Source organism: uncultured Bradyrhizobium sp., assembly GCF_936943645.1.
In the GTDB taxonomy this organism is placed as follows: domain Bacteria; phylum Pseudomonadota; class Alphaproteobacteria; order Rhizobiales; family Xanthobacteraceae; genus Bradyrhizobium.
The window spans coordinates 44,511-61,915 of sequence record NZ_CAKZJO010000082.1; the positions used below are offsets into that span (position 1 = coordinate 44,511).

Genomic DNA, 17,405 nt, shown 5'->3' on the forward strand with positions numbered 1-17,405 from the left:
TCACTCCGCCGCAAGCGGCTTTGTCGCCTCCGCCTTGAGCTCGGCCCGGGTCTTGGGCTTAGCCTTAATTCGCAGCTCCTCCATGTCCTGGCGATCGCGGACGCTGTTGCGGAAAATCTGATCCATTCCGGGTAGATATTGCGGCGGGCAGAACGCGTCCTTGGCCCCGTACCAGGCCGCCGCTTTCATGGTGAAGAACGGGTCGACCAGATGCGGCCGGCCGAGGGCGACGAGATCGGCCCGGCCTGCGGCCAGGATGGTGTTGGCCTGGTCCGCCGTCGTGATATTGCCGACGCACATCGTGGCCACCCGCGCCTCGTTGCGGACCTGGTCGGAAAACGGCGTCTGGAACATGCGGCCGTAGACCGGCTGCGCATCACGCACGGTCTGCCCGGTGGAGACGTCGACGAGATCGACGCCGGCCTCGGCGAAGGCGCGCGCGATGGCGACAGCGTCGTCACCGGTAATGCCTCCGTCGGCCCAGTCAGTGGCAGAGATACGCACCGACATCGGCTTGTGCGACGGCCAGACCGCGCGGAGCGCCTCGAAGATCTCCAGTGGGAAGCGCAGCCGATTTTCGAGCGAGCCGCCATACTCATCGGTGCGCGTATTCGTCAGCGGCGAGATGAAGCTCGCGAGCAGATAACCATGGGCGCAGTGCAGCTCCAGCATGTCGAAGCCGCAGCGCTCGCCGCGCTCGGCCGCCGCAACGAACGAATCCCGTACCGCGCTCATGCCGGGGCGGTCGAGCTCGCGCGGCACCCGACTGTCGGGGAAATAGGGCAGCGGCGATGCCGAGACCACGTCCCAGCCACCTTCGTCGAGCGGACGGTCGATGCCGTCCCACATCAGCTTGGTCGCGCCCTTGCGGCCGGCGTGCCCGAGTTGCAGGCAGATCTTCGCGGCCGAATTGCCGTGGACGAAATCCACGATGCGCCGCCACGCCGCCTCCTGCTCGTCGTTCCACAGGCCGGCGCAGCCGGGCGTGATGCGGGCGTCGCGGCTGACGCAGGTCATCTCGGTGAAGATCAGGCCGGCCCCACCTATCGCGCGTGAACCGTAATGCACGAGATGGAAATCGGTCGGCACGCCCTCGTTGGCCGAGTACATGCACATCGGTGACATCACGGCGCGGTTGGCGACCTCCATCTCGCGCAAGCGGAACGGCTGGAACAGCGGCACCGTCGGCTTGCCTGTATCGACGTCAAACCCGCTGTCGCGAACCTGTTTGGCAAAGGACTTCTCGACCTCGACCACGAAATCGGGCGCGCGAAGCTTGAGGTTATCGTAGGTAATCGCCTTCGAGCGCGTCATCACGCCAAAGGCGAACTGCACGGGGTCGAAATCCCAGAAGCGGTCGACATGCTCGAACCAGACCAGCGAGACGTCGGCGGCGTGCTGGGTCTTCTCGACCTCCTCGCGGCGGCCGTGCTCGTAAGCGTCGAGCGCGGCCTTGATATCAGGCGCCTTTTCGATCGCCTCCGCGAGCGCGATGGCGTCTTCCATCGCGAGCTTGGTGCCGGAGCCGATCGAGAAATGCGCGCTCGCCTTGGCATCGCCAAGCAGGACCATGTTGCCCTTGACCCAGCGCTTGCTGCGGATCATCGGAAAATTACGCCACATCGAGCGGTTGGTGAGCAGCTTGTGCCCATCGAGAAACCAGCCGAAAATCTCGGCCATGCGCGCGGCGGACTGGGTCTCGTTCAGGCCCGTCAGACCGGCGCGTTCGAAGGTCGCAGGGTCGGTCTCGAAGATCCAGGTCGAATGTCCGGCCTCGTATTGATAGGCGTGGGCGATGAACGGCCCCCACTCGGTCTCCTGGAAAATGAAAGTGAAGGCATCGAGCGGCCTGGTCGAGCCCATCCAGGCGAACTTGTTGGAGCGAAGATCGACCTCCGGCTGAAAATGCTCGACATATTTCTCGCGGAAACGGCTGTTGATGCCGTCGGCGATCAGCACGAGATCGGCGTCGGCGAAGCGGGATTCGTCATCGACATCAGCTTCGAAATGCAGGACCACGCCGAGCTCGCGCGCCCGCTCCTGGAGAATCAGCAGCAGCTTCTGCCGCGAGCAGCCGCAAAAGCCGTTGCCGCCGACCCGGTGGACGGTGCCGCGAAAATGCACGGCGATGTCGTCCCAGTAGGCGAATTCCTGGGTGATGCGGCGATAGCTCGGAAGATCGTGCTTTTCGAAATTGTCCAGCGTGGCGTCGGAGAACACCACGCCGAAGCCGAACGTGTCGTCGGCGCGATTGCGCTCGTACACCGTGACGTCGGCGCCCGGGCGCTGCTTCTTGAGCAGGATCGCAGCGTAGAGACCCGCAGGTCCGCCACCGATGATCGCGACTTTCATGGGAGCCTCGCCAATTCACCCGGCCATGAAAACTATTTTAAGCCTAAAATAATTTCGCGCAAGTCCCCGCTGCTGGCCGGGCGCCGAAAGGTGCCGGCCTAGTCGCCCCGGAAGACCGGCTTGACCTTGTTGGCAAAGGCTTCGAAGGCACGCTCGAAGTCGGCCGTGGTCATGCACAGGGCCTGGGCGACGGCTTCCGCTTCGATGGCCTCCTCAATGGACATTGCCCATTCCATCGCCAACATCCGCTTGGTCATGGTGTTGGCGAAGGTCGGCCCTTCCGCGATCTGCTGGGCCAGAACTTGCGCCTGCGGCAGCACCTGCTCCGGCGTCACGATGCGGCTGAAGAAGCCCCAGCGTTCGCCCTCCTCCGCGGTCATGAACCGGCCGGTATAGAGCAACTCGGAGGCACGGGACTGCCCGATGATCCGCGGCAGGATCGCGCATGCCCCCATGTCGCAGCCGGCCAGCCCCACCTTGTTGAAGAGGAAGGCCACCTTGGCCCCGCTTGCAGCCAGGCGCATGTCCGAGGCCATGGCGACGATCGCACCGGCTCCGGCACAGATGCCCTCGACTGCGGCGACGATCGGCTGAGGACAGGCCCGCATCGCCTTGACGAGATCGCCGGTCATCCGCGTGAAGGCGGTCAACCCCTTGGTGTCCATCTTCACGAGTGGTCCGATGATCTCGAACACATCGCCGCCGGACGAGAAATTGCCGCCGGCACCGGTCACGACGATGGACTTGACTGCATCGTCAAAGGCGCAGGCGCGGAAGAAGTCAGTCAGCTCCCGATAGCTTTCGAACGTCAGCGGATTCTTCCGCTCGGGACGGTTGAGCGTCACGGTGGCAACACCGTCAACCACGGCCAGCAGGAAATGCTGCGGCGAGTAATCCGCGAGCGGCACGGTGACGGGATTGGCTGGTCTGCTCATGCGATCTCCTTAGGTGTCTGTTCCGCGCCGCTAGATTTCGCCGCCTGCAACTGCGATGGCCTGTCCGGTGATCGCGCTGGCGCCCTGCCCGCACAGCCAAAGAACGGAATCCGCGACCTCCCGAGGCGCGATCAGCCGCCCTTGCGGATTGTGCTTGGCCAGCTCGGCGATGGCCTGCTCGCGGCTTCGTCCCGTCTTCTTCATGATGTTGTCGATGCTGCCGGCGACGAGATCGGTGTCGGTGAAACCAGGGCAAACCGCGTTCACGGTCACGTGGCTGCCGGCGAGCTCCAGGGCAAGCGAACGAACGAGACCGACTGCGGCGTGCTTGGCCGCGGCGTATGCGCTGACATAGGCATAGCCTTTGAGGCCTGCGGTCGACGCAATCACGACGATGCGGCCATAGGGACGATCCTTCATACCCGGCAGCACGCCGTGGATGGCATGGACGACGCCCATGAAATTGATGTTCATCATGCGCGCAAACAGGGCACTATCGGACTTTGCAAACGGCGCGGATTCGGCGCTGCCCGCATTGGCGATCAGGATATCGATCGGCTTGCGCGCATGAGCCTCGGCGATGGCGGCCTTCAGAGCGATCTCGTTCGCGACGTCGGCGACGGCCGCAAAATGCGCAGCGCCTGCGTTGACGGCCTCTTCGAGGGCCGCAGCGCTCCGGCCGACGATCGTCACGGTGGCGCCGGCGCCGACGAGAGCCGCTGCGATCGCGCGACCGATGCCGCGGCCGCCCCCGGTCACCAGCGCGTGCGGCGAGTGCGGCAATCCGGACATGCGCTGGCTCCCTCGGATCTCGTGGTCGTCTTCCGATATATTTTAACCTTCAAACTTTTGCAATGAAGACGCCGCTCGCCGGCGCGAATGCCGCGCCACGAAACACGGCCCGGAAATTGCTTTAAGTATAAAATTATCGCTTCCCATCGCCGCAAGGCCTGTTAGCATCCATGGGCCAAGCAGAAGGATGTCGCGTGTCGCAGCCTGTGCCAATGATAACAATGGACGGACGCTTCGCCTATGAAGCCGCAGGCGATCCGGGCGCGATCCCTCTGATTTTCCTGCACGGCATCGGCGGTGCGGCTCGGAGCTGGCGACAGCAGCTGGCGACGTTCGGCGACCGTTTCCGCGCAATCGCATGGGACATGCCGGGCTATGGCGGCTCGGCACCGCTCACCAGCGTCAGCATCGCTGCCCTGGCTGATGCGCTCCAGCTATTCATCGAGCAGCTCGGCGCAACAATGCCCATTCTGGTCGGCCATTCCATCGGCGGCATGATCGTCCAGAAATGGCTGGCGCAGTTCCCGAAACTGGCCCGCGCGGTGGTGCTGGCGCAGACCAGCCCCGCCTTCGGCAAGGCCGACGGCGATTGGCAGAGATCCTTCATCGCGGCGCGGCTTGGCCCACTCGATCGCGGCGAGACCATGACGTCGCTAGCGCCTTCTCTGGTGAAGGAGTTGGTCGGTGACGATCCGGATCCCAGGGGAATGGAGCTTGCGCGCGAGTGCATGGGGAGCGTGCCCGAGGCAAGCTATCGCGCCATGATGCTGGCCTTGATCGGCTTCGACCAGCGGGGCTCGCTGAAGGACATCTCGGTTCCGACGTTGCTGTTGTCCGGATCCAAGGACAACAATGCGCCCGCACCGATGATGGCGAAGACGGCGACCTACATTCCGGGGGCTGAATATGTCGAGCTCGCCGGCGTCGGTCATCTCGCCAACCTCGAACGTCCCGACGCCTTCGACGCGGCGCTCGGCCCCTTCCTCAATTCCGTGACGACCAAAGCGTAAGGTGATTGCGCGATGACCATGCAAGTCAGCAAGACAATTGGCGCGACCGGCAAGGTCGCGCTGGATGCTCCGATCTTCGATCCCGTCGCCTTCCGCCTCAGCGATGAGCAGGCCGGCATCATTGCCCGGGCACGGGAGATCGGCCAGACCGTGTTCGCCGATCGCGCCGCCACCTACGATCGCGAGGCGATCTTCCCGACCGAGAATTATCGTGACCTGCATCGCGTCGGCCTGCTGGGCATTGCCGTCCCCAAGAAACACGGCGGACTTGGCGCGAACTACCAGACCTATGCCCTGGCAGCCGCCGAGATCGGCCGCTATTGCGGCGCGACCGCACTGACCTGGAACATGCACGTCTGCTCGACCCTGTGGTCGGGCCCGCTGGCCGACGATCTCGACATGGATGCGACGACCCGCACCGAACACGAACGACGCCGCGCGGTCCATTACAAGCGCATCGTCGAGGACGGCGTGATCTATTCGCAGCCCTTCTCCGAGGGTGGTGCGGCGGCCGCTGGCGGCGTCGCCTTCGGCACGGAAGCAAAGCCCGTCAAAGGCGGCTGGATCGTCAACGGCAAGAAGATCTTTGCATCGCTTTCCGGCCATGCCGACTATTACGGCGTACTCTGCACCGAGATCGAGGAGGGCGAGAAGGCCTCTCGCCGTAACACGCTGTACCTCGCGATATCGGCCAAATCGGAGGGCGTTTCGGTCGTCGGCGACTGGGATCCCCTCGGCATGCGCGGAACGGTTTCGCGGACGCTGCTGTTCAAGGACGTGTTCGTCCCCGAGGATTCCGCGCTGATGCCGCGCGGCGTCTACTTCCAGGCGGCGATGCGCTGGCCGCACATGTTCCTGACGCTGTCACCGACCTATATGGGCCTCGCGCAGGCCGCCTATGATTTCACCGTGCGGTACTTACGCGGCGAAGTGCCGGGCATGCCGCCGGTCAAGCGCCGGATGTACCCGACCAAGCAGATCGCGGTCGCGCAGATGCAGATCAAGCTCGAGCAGATCAAGGGGATCTGGTTCCAGGCGGTCACCGAAGCCTGCGCCAATCCGAGCAAGGAGCAGGTGCTGCGGGCCTATGCCGCGCAGTATTCGGTGATGGAGGGCGCCAATGAGCTCGCGGCGCTCGCGATCCGCACCTGCGGCGGCCAAGCCATGCTGCGCTCGCTGCCGCTGGAGCGAATCTATCGCGACAGCCGCTGCGGCTCGCTGATGCTGCCCTGGACGGCCGAGCTCTGCCTCGATCGGATCGGGCGCGAGGCGCTGTACGAGGCCGGCGAGACGGACGACTGACGGTGGACCTCTGCAGCCTGATCGACCGCAATGCAGCGTTCGCGCCAGACAAGACCGCCATTGCCTACGAAGGCGAACGGCTGAGCTATGCGGATTTCACCGCGCGTATCGAACGAACCGCCACGGCGTTGAAGCAGGAGCTGGGCGTCGGTCGCGGCGATCGCGTCGCGATCCTGAGCCTGAACCGGCCGGACTATCTGGTCCTGCTCTATGCATGCGCGCGGCTGGGCGCGATGCTGGTGCCGTTGAACTGGCGCCTCGCCGTCGCCGAGCAACTCTTCATTCTCAATGACGCCGGCGCCAAAGTGCTGGTACTCGAACAGGCGTTCGAGGGAGTTCTGCCCGAGCTTGCGCCGGGGACGTCCGTTGTCGGCCTCGACTTCGCGCCGCCTCGCGGCGCGGCATTCGAAAGCCTGCTGGCCCGCAGCGACGGCACCAGCCGCAATCCGCACACCGATCTCTCCTGCCCGCTGCTGATCGTCTACACCTCGGGTACGACGGGGCGGCCGAAGGGCGCCGTGCTGCGCCAGGAGGCGCTGTTCTGGAACGGCGTCATGAGCCAGCACATGCACAACATGACGTCGGACGACCACGTGCTGACCGTGCTGCCGTTCTTTCATGTCGGCGGCCTCAACATCCAGACCACGCCGGCGCTCCAGCTCGGCGCCACCGTCACAATTCATGCCCGCTTCACGCCGGATACGGCGCTCTCCGCGATCGAAAACGAACGGCCGACGCTGACCGTGATGGTGCCGGCGATCATCCAGGCCGTCAGCGAGCATCCCTCCTGGGCAACCACCGATCTCTCCTCACTGAAGGCCGTCGCCACCGGCTCGACCATCGTGCCGCCGCATCTGATCGAGCGTTTCGTCGCACGCGACGTTCCGGTACTTCAGGTCTACGGCTCCACGGAAACCTGCCCCATCGCCGTCTATACACGCCTTGGCGGTGATCTCTCACGCGCGGGATCGACCGGACTTGCCGGCCTGTGCTGCGACGCCAGGGTGGTCGATCATTCCGGCAACGAGGTGCCGGCGGGCACGCCGGGCGAGATTGCCGTGCGCGGCCCCAACGTGTTCTTCGAATATTGGGGCAACGAGGCTGCAACACGCGAGGCGCTGCACGACGGCTGGTATCGCACCGGCGATATCGGCCTGTGCGATGCCGACGGGTATTTCTGGGTGCGCGACCGCAAGAAGAACATGATCATTTCCGGCGGCGAGAACGTCTACCCAGCCGAGGTCGAGCGTGTCCTGCTCGAGCACCCCGATGTCAGCGAATGCGCCGTGATCGGACGGCCCGATCCACGCTGGGACGAGGTCCCGATCGCCTACGTGATCCCACGATCCGGTCGCCGCCTCGAAGTCGACGAACTGAGAGCCCATCTGCAGGTGCAGCTCGCGCGCTACAAGGTTCCGCGTGATATCGTTTTCGTCAAAGACCTGCCGCGCACGGCGCTGGGCAAGGTCCAGCATTTCCTGCTGAAACAGCTTGATGCGCAGTCGCGTGCGCAAGGAGAAACGTCTTGAAGATTGCGGTTTTGGGAGGGGGAAACGGCTCTTTCGCGGCCGCGGGCGACTTTGCGCTGTCAGGGCATCAGGTGCGGCTTTGGCGCCGCGATGCCGACCAGGTGGCGGCGCATCGCGCCGCCGACTCGCGCATTCTGGTCAAGGACCACAACGGCCGCCACAATGTGAAGCTCGCGCTGGTCACGACCGATATTGCCGAGGCCGTCGGTGACGTGGAGCTGATCCTGTGTCCGGCTCCCGCCTTCGCGCAACCGGATATCGCCCACCTGCTCGCTCCGCATCTGCGCGACGGCCAGGTCGTCTTCCTGCCCCCGGCGACATTCGGCTCGATGATCTTCGCGCAGGCGGCGCATGACGCTGGGAACCAGGCCAAGGCGAGTTTCGCCGAAACCGGCACGCTGCCGTGGCTCACCCGCAAACACGGACCGTTCGAGGTCGCCATCACCATCCGCGCCAAACGGCTACCGGTCGGCGTGTTTCCGCTCGACCAGGCACCGCATGCGCTCGAAGTGATCGGCAGCGCGTTTCCCGATGCGATCGAGCCGTGCGGAGACGCATTGTCCGGTGCACTGATGAATGCCGGCCCGATCATTCATCCGCCGCTGATCGTGATGAATGCGGGGCCGATCGAACATTTCGAACGCTGGGATATCCATAAGGAAGGTACGCAAGCCGCGATCCGGCGGGTGACGGACGCGCTCGATGCCGAGCGGATCGCTGTGCGTGAAGCGCTCGGCTACGGCGCGCCGCATTTCCCGCTCGCTCATCACTACGCGAAGGAGGGCGAGATCTGGATGTATGGCCGCGGCTCGCACGACCGCCTGACCGATTCCGGCGACTGGCGCGAGCGGATCGTGCTGACTGAGCATCGCTACATGCGCGAGGATCTGCGGCTTGGGCTGTCGCTGCTGGTCTCCGTCGCCGGCCTCGCGGGCGTGTCCACACCACTGGCCAAGGCCTTCCTGTCGATCGGCGGCGCGATCTGCGGCGAGGATTTTACGCAAGGCGGCCGCACGCTCGGGACGCTCGGGCTCGACAAGCTCGGCAAGGCTGAATTGCAGACGCTGCTTCGTAATGGATTCTGACCGATGACCAGTCGCGCCAATATTGCCTGTCTCGGCGCCGGCCGCATGGGGCGCGGCATCGCCGTCGCGTTCGCCTACGCCGGGCACAAGGTCACGATGATCGACGTCAAGGCTCGCTCTCCGGAGGATTTCGCCAAGCTGGAGGCGGACGCGCTCGGTGAAGTCGGAAAGACCTTCGCCAGCCTGTCGAAGCTGGGACTGCTGACCGAGGCGGATGTCGATCCGCTGATCGCACGGGTCTCGGTGGTGCCGGCGAGCCGAAGCGACGCAGCGCTGGCAGACGCCGGAATGGTCTTCGAGGGCGTTCCTGAGGTCGTCGAGCTCAAGCGCGAGGTGCTGGGGACGGCCTCAAAGCAGGTCAGCCCTGACACGATCATCGCATCGACGACGTCGACCATCCTCGTCGACGATCTCTCGGGCGCGATCGTGAACCCGCGTCGCTTTCTCAACGTGCACTGGCTCAATCCGGCCTACCTCATCCCGCTCGTCGAGGTCTCGCCCGGCAAAGCCACCGACCCCGCCATCATCGACGAGGTCAAGGCTCTGCTCGAAGGCATCGGCAAGGTGCCGGTGGTGTGCGCGGCGACGCCCGGCTTCATCGTCCCGCGCATCCAGGCGCTGGCGATGAACGAGGCGGCGCGCATGGTCGAGGAAGGCGTCGCCAGCGCCGAAGAGATCGACAAGGCGATCCGCTACGGCTTCGGCTTCCGCTATGCCGTGCTCGGTCTGCTCGAATTCATCGACTGGGGTGGCGGTGATATCCTGTACTACGCCAGCCGTTACCTCGAAGGCGCGCTCGGCAGCGATCGCTATCGGGCGCCCGAGGTCATTTCCCGCAACATGCATGAAGGCCGGATCGGCCTGCGTACGGGCGCCGGCTTCCTGGATTACTCCGGGATGGATCTCGATGCTTATCGCGTGAAGCGGCTGCAGGCCATGGTCGACCTGCTCCGGCACTTCGACCTCGCCCGGCCGCCCGCGCGGGACGGCAGTTAGCCGAAGACGTCCTGAAGCACGCCTTCCCGCACCACGGCGACGCCATCGAGCTCGATGGTCGTTCCCATCATCGGCAGATCGAAATGGCCTGCCGTATAGCGGCCAGCGAATTCGTTCGCGCCGGTCGAGAACAGGAAATTGCCCGAGACGGCGCGGATCTCCGTGCCGTTGGTGTCGCGTTGGTCGTACATCGAGAGCGCTTCATAACGCGCACCCGGATTCATGCCAAAGCCGACATGCGACACGGCGTAGGCCTCGCGGTCACCCCAGGCCGCCAGATAGGCGCGCATCATCGCGGCATCCGTGCCCTCGCCTGCGAGCTCGACGACATAGTCGTCCTTCAACATCATCGTCACCGGCGAGGTTAAATATCGCTTGAAAGTCAGGTTGATGTCGCCGGGCGCCATCACCAACGTGCCGTTGATGGTCCCGCGCTTGGGAAAGCTGACGACGATACCGCCCGGCCAATGCGCGAGCGTGCCGGGCTTGTCGGTCCAGCCCCACACACCGACCGTGGACGCGCCAACCATGTCGACATCCAGCGCAGTGCCGGCCTTCGAGGTCACCCGCATCCGCTTGGTCCCTCGCAGCATCTTCGCCGCCGCACGAACCCGCTTCTCGAGCGCGGAATCCGGCATCATGCGCTCCAGCGCCTCGGGATGCTCGTTCGAAATCACCAGGATCCGCGCACCGGCCTTGAGGATTTCTGGCGTCTCCACCGCGTGCATCAGACCTTCAATGGTGCAGTCCACCACAAAGCCGGCCTGCTGGAGCGCGGTGATGACCGGGCCAAGGCGCTGGATCGCCTCGCTCGCCCCCGTTGAACGCACCGGCACGATGTTGCGGTTACGCGGCGTCGGCATCACCACATGAAACGGTCGCGCGCCCATGCGCAGCAGGGCGAGCTCCGCCAGATGCACGTTCAATGCGCGCGACTGGGTCTCCGAGAGAATGGCCGCGGTATCGCCGGCCTTGACGGCGCATCGCTCAAAGATCTCGCAAAATGCATCGATCCATTTTGCCTCGATGCGATCAGCCAGCATGGGTCACTCCCGGTCTTGTTTCTTCTTCGTTCAGATCACGCTTCTGGGAAGCCGCGCAAGAGGTAAGACCGCAAGGCGCCCAGCAGGGCGTTCAGAATCAACCCCAACAGCGAGATCGTGATCAGCGGCACGAACATGTCGACGGCCTGAAAAGTTCGCGCCGCGGTGACGAGCGCATGCCCCAATCCGTCCGTCGACGTGATCATCTCGGCCAGAAACACCACGATGCAGGAAATGACAAGGCCGATCCGGCACCCGGTCAGGATCGACGGCATCGCCGCCGGCAACACCACCTTGAACAGAATTTCGGCGCGCGACGTTCCCGCCGCCATTGCCGACCAGATCAGCTTCTGCTCGACAGTCGAGGCGCCGTAATAGGTCGAGAGCAGGATAGGAAAGAGCGCATCCGCGGTCACCAAGGTGATCTTCGATCCATGGCCGAATCCGAGCAGCAGCAGCAGCGCCGGATAGAGCGCGACCTTGGGCAGGGGGGCCAGGACGCGAACGATCGGCCGCACCACGGCATTGATCGCAGGACTGGCGGCCGCGGCGATGCCGACACTGACGCCGAGCACGACCGCAATCGCGAATCCGGCAAACAGTCGGATGAGGGTTGCCACGATCTCCTGCTGAAACGTCCACGTCACGAGCTGCTGGAGCAGCCGACTGAACACGAAGCCCGGCGGCGGCAGCAGGACCGCGGGCGCAAAGCCGAAGGACACCAGACCCTGCCACAGTGCGATGACCAGCGCGATCGGGACAATTCCGAGAAAGACGTTTGAGGAGAGAAGGCGCGTCATCACGAGAAGCTCAGCGGCAGGTCGAACTGGGGCTCGGACCAGCGCACGAGTCTCGCCCGAACCCTTTCGAAAATCGCGTCGAAGCAAATCCCCATGGCGCCCACGATGATGATCATCGCAAACACGGTGTCATACTGGCCCATGTCGAGCGCGTTGAACAGAATGTTGCCGGCACCGGACTGGCGGGCGATCATCTCGCTCGTAATCATCGTGATCAGCGCCAGCACCAGCCCCGTTCGGCATCCGGTCAAGATTTCCGGCAACGCCGCGGGCAGTACGATCCGCACCAGGCGTTGTGCGGGCGACAGCCCCATCGCGGCACCCGACCACAGCATCTTCTCTTCGACGGCCTTGGCGCCTTCGAAGCTATGGTAGATCACGGGAAGGCTGACACCGAGGAAGATCACCAGCGTCTTGGTGACATCGCCGACGCCCAGCCACAGCATGATGATCGGCATCAAGGCGGCTTTCGGCACCGGATAAATCACCATCAGAAGCGGATTGAAGAAAGCCGCGACGCTCCGGCTGCGTCCCATCAACAGGCCCAGCGGAATCGAAACCAGCACCGCCACGCAGAACCCGAGCGCCATGCGGCGAAGCGAGGCCAGGATATTGATGAGGGATTCCTTATCGCCGAGAATATCTGGAATCGCCCGGATCGCCTCGATCGCCGTCGGGAAGCTGTCGTTCTTCAGCACAAGCGAAGCAACCTGCCACACCGCCAGCAGCCCGATACAGGCCAGCACCGGAGCGGCTCTCCTGACCAATGTGGCCGGCGACATCATGAAGCAGGCCCGGCTTCGTCGCTTTCATCGAACATGCGCTCGATATCGACGACATACTTCTGATAGCGCGGGTCCAGCAACAGCTCGTTGCGGCGACGCGGCCGCGGCAGATCGATGTCGATGACTTCCCTGATGCGACCGGGAGATTTCGACATCATGACGACTTTGTCCGACAGGAAGACCGCCTCGTCGACCGAGTGGGTGACGAACAGAACCGTCTTGCGGTCGCGCTCCCAGATGTTCAACAGATCGTTCTGCAGGCGGGTTCGCGTATGGGCGTCGAGCGCCCCGAACGGCTCGTCCATCAACAGGACTTCAGGATGGTAGGCGAGCGTCCGTGCCAGCGCCACGCGCTGCTTCATGCCGCCCGACAGCTCCTTGGGATAGAAATTCTCGAAGCCCTTGAGGCCGACCATCTCGATCAACGCCCGGCTCTGCGCTTCGGCCTCGGCGGCGCGAACGCCCTGCTGACGCGGGCCGTACATCACATTGCCGAGCACGGTCTTCCACGGGAACAGCGCGAATTCCTGGAACACCGGTCCGCGGTCCGGACCGGGCCCAGTGATCGCCTGCCCTTTCATCCTCGCCGCACCGCTGGTCGGGCTGACGAAGCCGCCGACGATATAGAGCAGTGTCGACTTGCCGCAGCCGGACGGACCAAGGATCGAGACGAAGGCGCCCTCCTCGATCGACAGCGAAATGTCCGAAAGCGCCACATGATCCTTGCGCGCCGAGGTCTGAAAGACCTGCGAGACATGGTCGATCTCGATGATTACAGAAGCCGGCTCTTGTGATGTCACCGGTCTCACCCATTCGCTCGATCTCGCAGGTACTGCCGTCATTCCGTCGCTCGTCTCACCGTAAGACACAAGCTTAGCAAGAAGTCTGCCAGACCGGCGATCGTTTGCGCACCCGTGCGATGCGTCATTCGAACCACGGCCATTCTGCCGGGCCTTCATGTGTCACGGCTCCGCCCGGCGCCTGCCCAACCAGTCGCGCATATTTTGCCAGTGCGCCTGCACGATGACGCGGCGGACGCTGCTTCCAATCGCGGCGCCGCGCAGCGAGTTCCTGCTCATCGAGCAGGACATCCATCCGCCGGTTCGCGGCATCGATCCGGATCCTGTCACCGTCGCGAACGAGCGCCAGCGGACCACCGACGAAAGCCTCGGGAGCCACGTAGCCGATGCACATGCCGCGGGTCGCGCCGGAGAACCGGCCATCGGTGATCAGCGCCACCTTTTCGCCCATGCCCTGCCCGTAGATCAGCGCCGTAACGCCAAGCATCTCGCGCATGCCGGGGCCACCGACGGGGCCCTCATTGCGGATGACGAGAACCTCCCCCGCCTTGTAGCTCCGGTCGCGAACGGCTTTGACACAAGCCTCCTCATCCTCGAAGACGCGCGCGACGCCTTCGAAGAACTGGCTCTTCAAGCCTGCAACCTTGATCACCGCACCGTCGGGACAGAGATTTCCCTTCAGCACCGCCACGCCGCCGTCAGGCATGATCGGCGCACGAGACGCGTAAACCACCTCGCCGTCCGGCGCGTTCGCCGCGCCGTATTCTTCAGCAAGCGTGCGGCCGGTGATGGTGATGCAGCTGCCATCGATATGGCCGCTCTGGATCAGTTCGCGGATCACCACGGCGGCGCCGCCGATGTCGTAGACATCCTTTGCGGTGTATTTGCCTCCCGGCCGCAGGTTTCCAATCAACGGCGTTCGGGCAAAGACCTCGCCCACGTCATCGATCGTGAATGCGATGCCGGCCTCGTTCGCGATCGCCGGGAGATGCAGCGCGGCGTTGGTCGAGCCTCCCGTCGCCGCGACGATCGCCGCACCGTTCTCGAGTGACTTCCGTGTCACGATGTCGCGCGGCAACGGCCCGCCGCGCTCCAGCATTTCCATGATCAGGCGTCCAGCCTGCCGCGAGATTTGCGCACGCTCTGCATAGACACCGGGCACCATCGAGACGTTGGGAATGGTCAGCCCCATCGCCTCTGAGACCATGCCCATGGTGTTCGCAGTGAATTGGCCGGCACACGCGCCGATCGTCGGCAGGCAGGCGCGCTCGATCCGCTCGAGCGTGGCGCCGTCAATCTCGCCGGTCATGAAGCTGCCGACGGCCTCATAGGAGTCGAGCACCGTCAGCGTACGCCCGTCTACGCGCCCCGGCAGCGAGCTGCCGCCGTAGATGAAAATGGACGGCACGTTGCAACGAACCATGCCCATTATCACGCCGGGAAGCGTCTTGTCGCATCCGCCGTATCCGATCAGCGCGTCGTAGGCGAGGCCATGGACGACAGCCTCGATCGAGTCGGCGATCAGCTCGCGCGAGAACAGCGAGAACTTCATGCCCTCGTGGTTCATGCTGATGCCGTCGGACACCGAAACCGTCGAGAATTCACGCGGCGTGCCGCCGGCCTCCTCGATGCCGGTCTTGGCTGCAGCCACCTGGAAGTCGTGGGTCATGTTGCAGGGCGTCTGCTCGCCCTTCATGCTGACGACGCCCACCATCGGCTTGGCAATCGCAGCGTCGTCGAGCCCCATGGCACGCATGAATGCCCGGTGCGGGGCGCGGTCGAGGCCGTCTGTCGTAACTCGTGAGCGCAACTTCTTCATGCGTGCATCTTCTTCATGCAGCGGCCAGGATATCCTGGACGCCGCGAGATCCTTGGCCGGCTCGCTCGTGTGATGCCTATTGCAGCGGAGCGACGATCGTCGGATGCTTGAACTGAGCGACATCCAGTTTCGGCAACATTCCGGTCTCTGCGTAGATGTCCAGCATCTTCTGGATCGCGGGGAAGTTCGGTGCGGCACCCGGATCTCGGCCGAAATCGTTGTCCTTGAGCAGATAGGTCTCGAGCACCGGAATAGGCGCCTTCAGCACTTCGTTGACGACCTTGAGAGTCTCCTCGCGGTTCGCCAGCGCCTTCTTCATGCCCGAGGTGATATCACGGACGTAGGCCTTGACCACCTCCGGGTTCTTGTCGACGAAATCGGCACGGCAGGCCTCCAGGATATGCACGATGTTCGGCATGGCCTCCGACAGTGAAAACAGCTTTCTTGTGCCACCCTTTGCCTCCGCGCGCGCAGCAAACGGCTGGTTCATGTTGACGGCATCGACACGGCCTTGGCGCAGCGCGTCCTCGGAGACGGCAAAGCCAACCTCGACCAGCTTGATATCCTTGGTCGGATCGACTCCATTCTGCTTCAGCAGCAGGTTGAACGGACCTTGTGTACCGCCCCCGATCACGGAAATGCCGACCGTCTTGCCCTTGAGGTCGGCGATTGTCTTGATGGGGGAATCGTCCTTGACGGCCCAATACACCGAGAAACCGCCCGGCTTCTCGAACACGTGCTGCGCGACGATATAGGCTTTGAGATTGCCGCCGACCACACCGTTGGCGAGCGAGAGCGGCGCCTGCGTCGCACAGTCCAGCGCGCCGGCCGCCAGGGCCTGCGTCATCGGCGCGGTGCCCTGAAACTGGGTCCATTCGATGTTGTAGGTCTTGCCGATATTGGGAAACTCAGCCGGGCGGCGCATCATCCAGTATTTTGATTCCTCGGCCGGGATGGTCCAGCCAACGCGGATCGTCTGCTGCGCCCATGACGGGCTTGCCCCCGCGCTCACGGCGGCCGCCGTCCCCAAAGCCAGGATCCACTTCGAAACGGTTCGCATCGTGCCCACTCCGCTGCTCCGGCGCCGACCGGCGCCACCCAACCCGACCGCCTCAAATGTTTCATGGTTCAAACAATCAGGCAAGCCATGCGAACCGGCTGGTTTCGCCGCCTGAAGCGCAATGTATGGTAAGGCGGCATCGCGCTGCGGCAGAAGGAGGCAACCTATGGCTGATACGAGCAAGGCAAACCCGCAGAGCGTCGAGAGGCTCGGCTATATCGGCCTCGGGCTGATGGGAACGCCGATGACCCGGCGCCTGCTCAAGGCTGGCCATCAGGTGACGGTCTGGAACCGGTCGGAGGGCAAGGTCGGTCCGCTTGTCGAAGCCGGCGCCAAGCGTGCAGGCACGCCTCGCGACCTCCTGGCGAATTCGGATATCGCTTTCATGTGCGTGACGGATGCGTCGGCGGTCGAAGAAGTGATCTTCGGGCCGGAGGGTCTGGCAGCGACGGCTGGTGCAGGCAAGCTCGTCGTTGACTTCTCGTCAATTCATCCTGACGCGGCGCGCGACCTCGCCAAGCGACTGAAGAGCGCAAATGGCACCGGCTGGATCGATGCACCGGTATCCGGCGGGACGAAGGGCGCCGAGGAAGGCACGCTCGCGATCATGGCCGGCGGAGAAGCAGGCGATATCGAACGGGTCAGGCCCTACGTGCTGGCCATGGCGCGCAGGTTCACGCATATGGGTCCGACCGGTGCCGGTCAGACCACAAAACTCTGCAATCAGGTGATCGTCGGTTGCGCGATGGCCGTCCTTGCAGAAGCCACGCGCCTTGCCATCAATTCGGGAATTGACGCCAATCGCTTGCCCGAAGCGCTCGCCGGCGGCTTCGCGGATTCCATTCCGCTTCAGCTGTTCGTGCCGCGGATGGTCCAAGGTGTTCACGCGCCTCCGCTGGGTCACATTGCCACGATGCTCAAGGACCTCGACACAGTTGCTGATGTCGCACAGGCGACGTCAACGCCGGTGCCGATGGCATCGCTTGCGGGACAACTCTTCAGGTTGGCCAAGGCCGCGCGCGGCGCGGAAGCGGACGCGCTGGAGATTTACAAACTATCGGCGGCAAAGACCTAAGCTACCGAGCGCGCCCCGGAGC

The 17,405-nt window shown here is 64.1% G+C and carries 15 protein-coding genes; 6 read left to right on the plus strand and 9 right to left on the minus strand.

The annotated features are described in order from the left end of the window. The 3 genes from Q0743_RS22665 to Q0743_RS22675 all read right to left on the minus strand — a co-directional run bounded on the left by Q0743_RS22665 (position 1) and on the right by Q0743_RS22675 (position 4,079). Positions 1 to 2,352 (minus strand): bifunctional salicylyl-CoA 5-hydroxylase/oxidoreductase, encoded by a 2,352-nt coding sequence (locus Q0743_RS22665; protein WP_298243703.1) that lies wholly within the window; start codon positions 2,350 to 2,352, stop codon positions 1 to 3. A 98-nt stretch (positions 2,353 to 2,450) separates the two neighbouring features. Continuing rightward, positions 2,451 to 3,287, minus strand: coding sequence for an enoyl-CoA hydratase family protein (locus Q0743_RS22670; RefSeq protein ID WP_298243704.1), 837 nt, complete (start codon positions 3,285 to 3,287; stop codon positions 2,451 to 2,453). A gap of 30 nt (positions 3,288 to 3,317) precedes the next feature. Continuing rightward, positions 3,318 to 4,079 carry an SDR family NAD(P)-dependent oxidoreductase gene (locus Q0743_RS22675; RefSeq protein WP_298243705.1) on the minus strand — a complete coding sequence of 254 codons (762 nt, stop codon included), beginning with the start codon at positions 4,077 to 4,079 and terminating at the stop codon, positions 3,318 to 3,320. 212 nt (positions 4,080 to 4,291) lie between these two features. Here Q0743_RS22675 and Q0743_RS22680 point away from each other — a divergent pair, with 212 nt between their 5' ends. Genes Q0743_RS22680 through Q0743_RS22700 form a run of 5 tightly spaced genes read left to right on the plus strand, consistent with a single transcriptional unit; the run spans position 4,292 to position 10,001 of the window. Beyond that, positions 4,292 to 5,089 carry an alpha/beta fold hydrolase gene (locus Q0743_RS22680; protein WP_298243706.1) on the plus strand — a complete coding sequence of 266 codons (798 nt, stop codon included), beginning with the start codon at positions 4,292 to 4,294 and terminating at the stop codon, positions 5,087 to 5,089. A gap of 12 nt (positions 5,090 to 5,101) precedes the next feature. After that, positions 5,102 to 6,391, plus strand: coding sequence for an acyl-CoA dehydrogenase family protein (locus Q0743_RS22685; RefSeq protein WP_298243707.1), 1,290 nt, complete (start codon positions 5,102 to 5,104; stop codon positions 6,389 to 6,391). 2 nt (positions 6,392 to 6,393) lie between these two features. Then, positions 6,394 to 7,920, plus strand: a complete 1,527-nt coding sequence (locus tag Q0743_RS22690; RefSeq protein ID WP_298243708.1) for a class I adenylate-forming enzyme family protein — start codon at positions 6,394 to 6,396, stop codon at positions 7,918 to 7,920. After that, entirely contained in the window at positions 7,917 to 9,005 is a 1,089-nt protein-coding gene (locus Q0743_RS22695; RefSeq protein WP_298243709.1) for an NAD/NADP-dependent octopine/nopaline dehydrogenase family protein, read from the plus strand. Before Q0743_RS22690 ends, Q0743_RS22695 begins: the two co-directional genes overlap by 4 nt. A 3-nt stretch (positions 9,006 to 9,008) precedes the next feature. After that, on the plus strand, positions 9,009 to 10,001 hold the full coding sequence (locus tag Q0743_RS22700) for a 3-hydroxybutyryl-CoA dehydrogenase (protein ID WP_298243710.1): 993 nt from the start codon (positions 9,009 to 9,011) through the stop codon (positions 9,999 to 10,001). Here the strand turns inward: Q0743_RS22700 and Q0743_RS22705 are convergent. From Q0743_RS22705 to Q0743_RS22730, 6 genes are all read right to left on the minus strand, one after another. After that, positions 9,998 to 11,044 (minus strand): peptidase M29, encoded by a 1,047-nt coding sequence (locus Q0743_RS22705; RefSeq protein ID WP_298243711.1) that lies wholly within the window; start codon positions 11,042 to 11,044, stop codon positions 9,998 to 10,000. The two genes, Q0743_RS22700 and Q0743_RS22705, sit on opposite strands and share 4 nt — an antisense overlap. A 35-nt stretch (positions 11,045 to 11,079) precedes the next feature. After that, positions 11,080 to 11,844 (minus strand): ABC transporter permease, encoded by a 765-nt coding sequence (locus Q0743_RS22710; protein ID WP_298243712.1) that lies wholly within the window; start codon positions 11,842 to 11,844, stop codon positions 11,080 to 11,082. Then, the gene (locus Q0743_RS22715; protein ID WP_298243713.1) at positions 11,844 to 12,629 is read right to left on the minus strand and encodes an ABC transporter permease; all 786 of its coding nucleotides are present in this window, start codon (positions 12,627 to 12,629) and stop codon (positions 11,844 to 11,846) included. Before Q0743_RS22715 ends, Q0743_RS22710 begins: the two co-directional genes overlap by 1 nt. Then, positions 12,626 to 13,471 carry an ABC transporter ATP-binding protein gene (locus Q0743_RS22720; RefSeq protein ID WP_298243714.1) on the minus strand — a complete coding sequence of 282 codons (846 nt, stop codon included), beginning with the start codon at positions 13,469 to 13,471 and terminating at the stop codon, positions 12,626 to 12,628. Before Q0743_RS22720 ends, Q0743_RS22715 begins: the two co-directional genes overlap by 4 nt. A gap of 82 nt (positions 13,472 to 13,553) precedes the next feature. Continuing rightward, the gene (gene ilvD / locus Q0743_RS22725; protein ID WP_298243819.1) at positions 13,554 to 15,248 is read right to left on the minus strand and encodes a dihydroxy-acid dehydratase; all 1,695 of its coding nucleotides are present in this window, start codon (positions 15,246 to 15,248) and stop codon (positions 13,554 to 13,556) included. Between the two features lie 76 nt (positions 15,249 to 15,324). Further along, positions 15,325 to 16,308, minus strand: a complete 984-nt coding sequence (locus Q0743_RS22730; RefSeq protein ID WP_298243820.1) for an ABC transporter substrate-binding protein — start codon at positions 16,306 to 16,308, stop codon at positions 15,325 to 15,327. Between the two features lie 166 nt (positions 16,309 to 16,474). Here Q0743_RS22730 and Q0743_RS22735 point away from each other — a divergent pair, with 166 nt between their 5' ends. After that, positions 16,475 to 17,383 carry an NAD(P)-dependent oxidoreductase gene (locus tag Q0743_RS22735; RefSeq protein ID WP_298243715.1) on the plus strand — a complete coding sequence of 303 codons (909 nt, stop codon included), beginning with the start codon at positions 16,475 to 16,477 and terminating at the stop codon, positions 17,381 to 17,383. The last annotated feature ends 22 nt before the right edge of the window (positions 17,384 to 17,405 follow it).

What these genes read in the sequence shown, in the direction of transcription:
- Q0743_RS22665 (WP_298243703.1), bottom strand. Translation starts at nt 2,352, where the DNA reads ATGAAAGTCGCGATCATCGGTGGCGGACCTGCGGGTCTCTACGCTGCG.
- Q0743_RS22700 (WP_298243710.1), top strand. Translation starts at nt 9,009, where the DNA reads ATGACCAGTCGCGCCAATATTGCCTGTCTCGGCGCCGGCCGCATGGGG.
- Q0743_RS22670 (WP_298243704.1), bottom strand. Translation starts at nt 3,287, where the DNA reads ATGAGCAGACCAGCCAATCCCGTCACCGTGCCGCTCGCGGATTACTCG.
- ilvD (WP_298243819.1), bottom strand. Translation starts at nt 15,248, where the DNA reads ATGAAGAAGTTGCGCTCACGAGTTACGACAGACGGCCTCGACCGCGCC.
- Q0743_RS22675 (WP_298243705.1), bottom strand. Translation starts at nt 4,079, where the DNA reads ATGTCCGGATTGCCGCACTCGCCGCACGCGCTGGTGACCGGGGGCGGC.
- Q0743_RS22705 (WP_298243711.1), bottom strand. Translation starts at nt 11,044, where the DNA reads ATGCTGGCTGATCGCATCGAGGCAAAATGGATCGATGCATTTTGCGAG.
- Q0743_RS22710 (WP_298243712.1), bottom strand. Translation starts at nt 11,844, where the DNA reads ATGACGCGCCTTCTCTCCTCAAACGTCTTTCTCGGAATTGTCCCGATC.
- Q0743_RS22715 (WP_298243713.1), bottom strand. Translation starts at nt 12,629, where the DNA reads ATGATGTCGCCGGCCACATTGGTCAGGAGAGCCGCTCCGGTGCTGGCC.
- Q0743_RS22720 (WP_298243714.1), bottom strand. Translation starts at nt 13,471, where the DNA reads ATGACGGCAGTACCTGCGAGATCGAGCGAATGGGTGAGACCGGTGACA.
- Q0743_RS22680 (WP_298243706.1), top strand. Translation starts at nt 4,292, where the DNA reads ATGATAACAATGGACGGACGCTTCGCCTATGAAGCCGCAGGCGATCCG.
- Q0743_RS22730 (WP_298243820.1), bottom strand. Translation starts at nt 16,308, where the DNA reads ATGCGAACCGTTTCGAAGTGGATCCTGGCTTTGGGGACGGCGGCCGCC.
- Q0743_RS22735 (WP_298243715.1), top strand. Translation starts at nt 16,475, where the DNA reads ATGGCTGATACGAGCAAGGCAAACCCGCAGAGCGTCGAGAGGCTCGGC.
- Q0743_RS22685 (WP_298243707.1), top strand. Translation starts at nt 5,102, where the DNA reads ATGACCATGCAAGTCAGCAAGACAATTGGCGCGACCGGCAAGGTCGCG.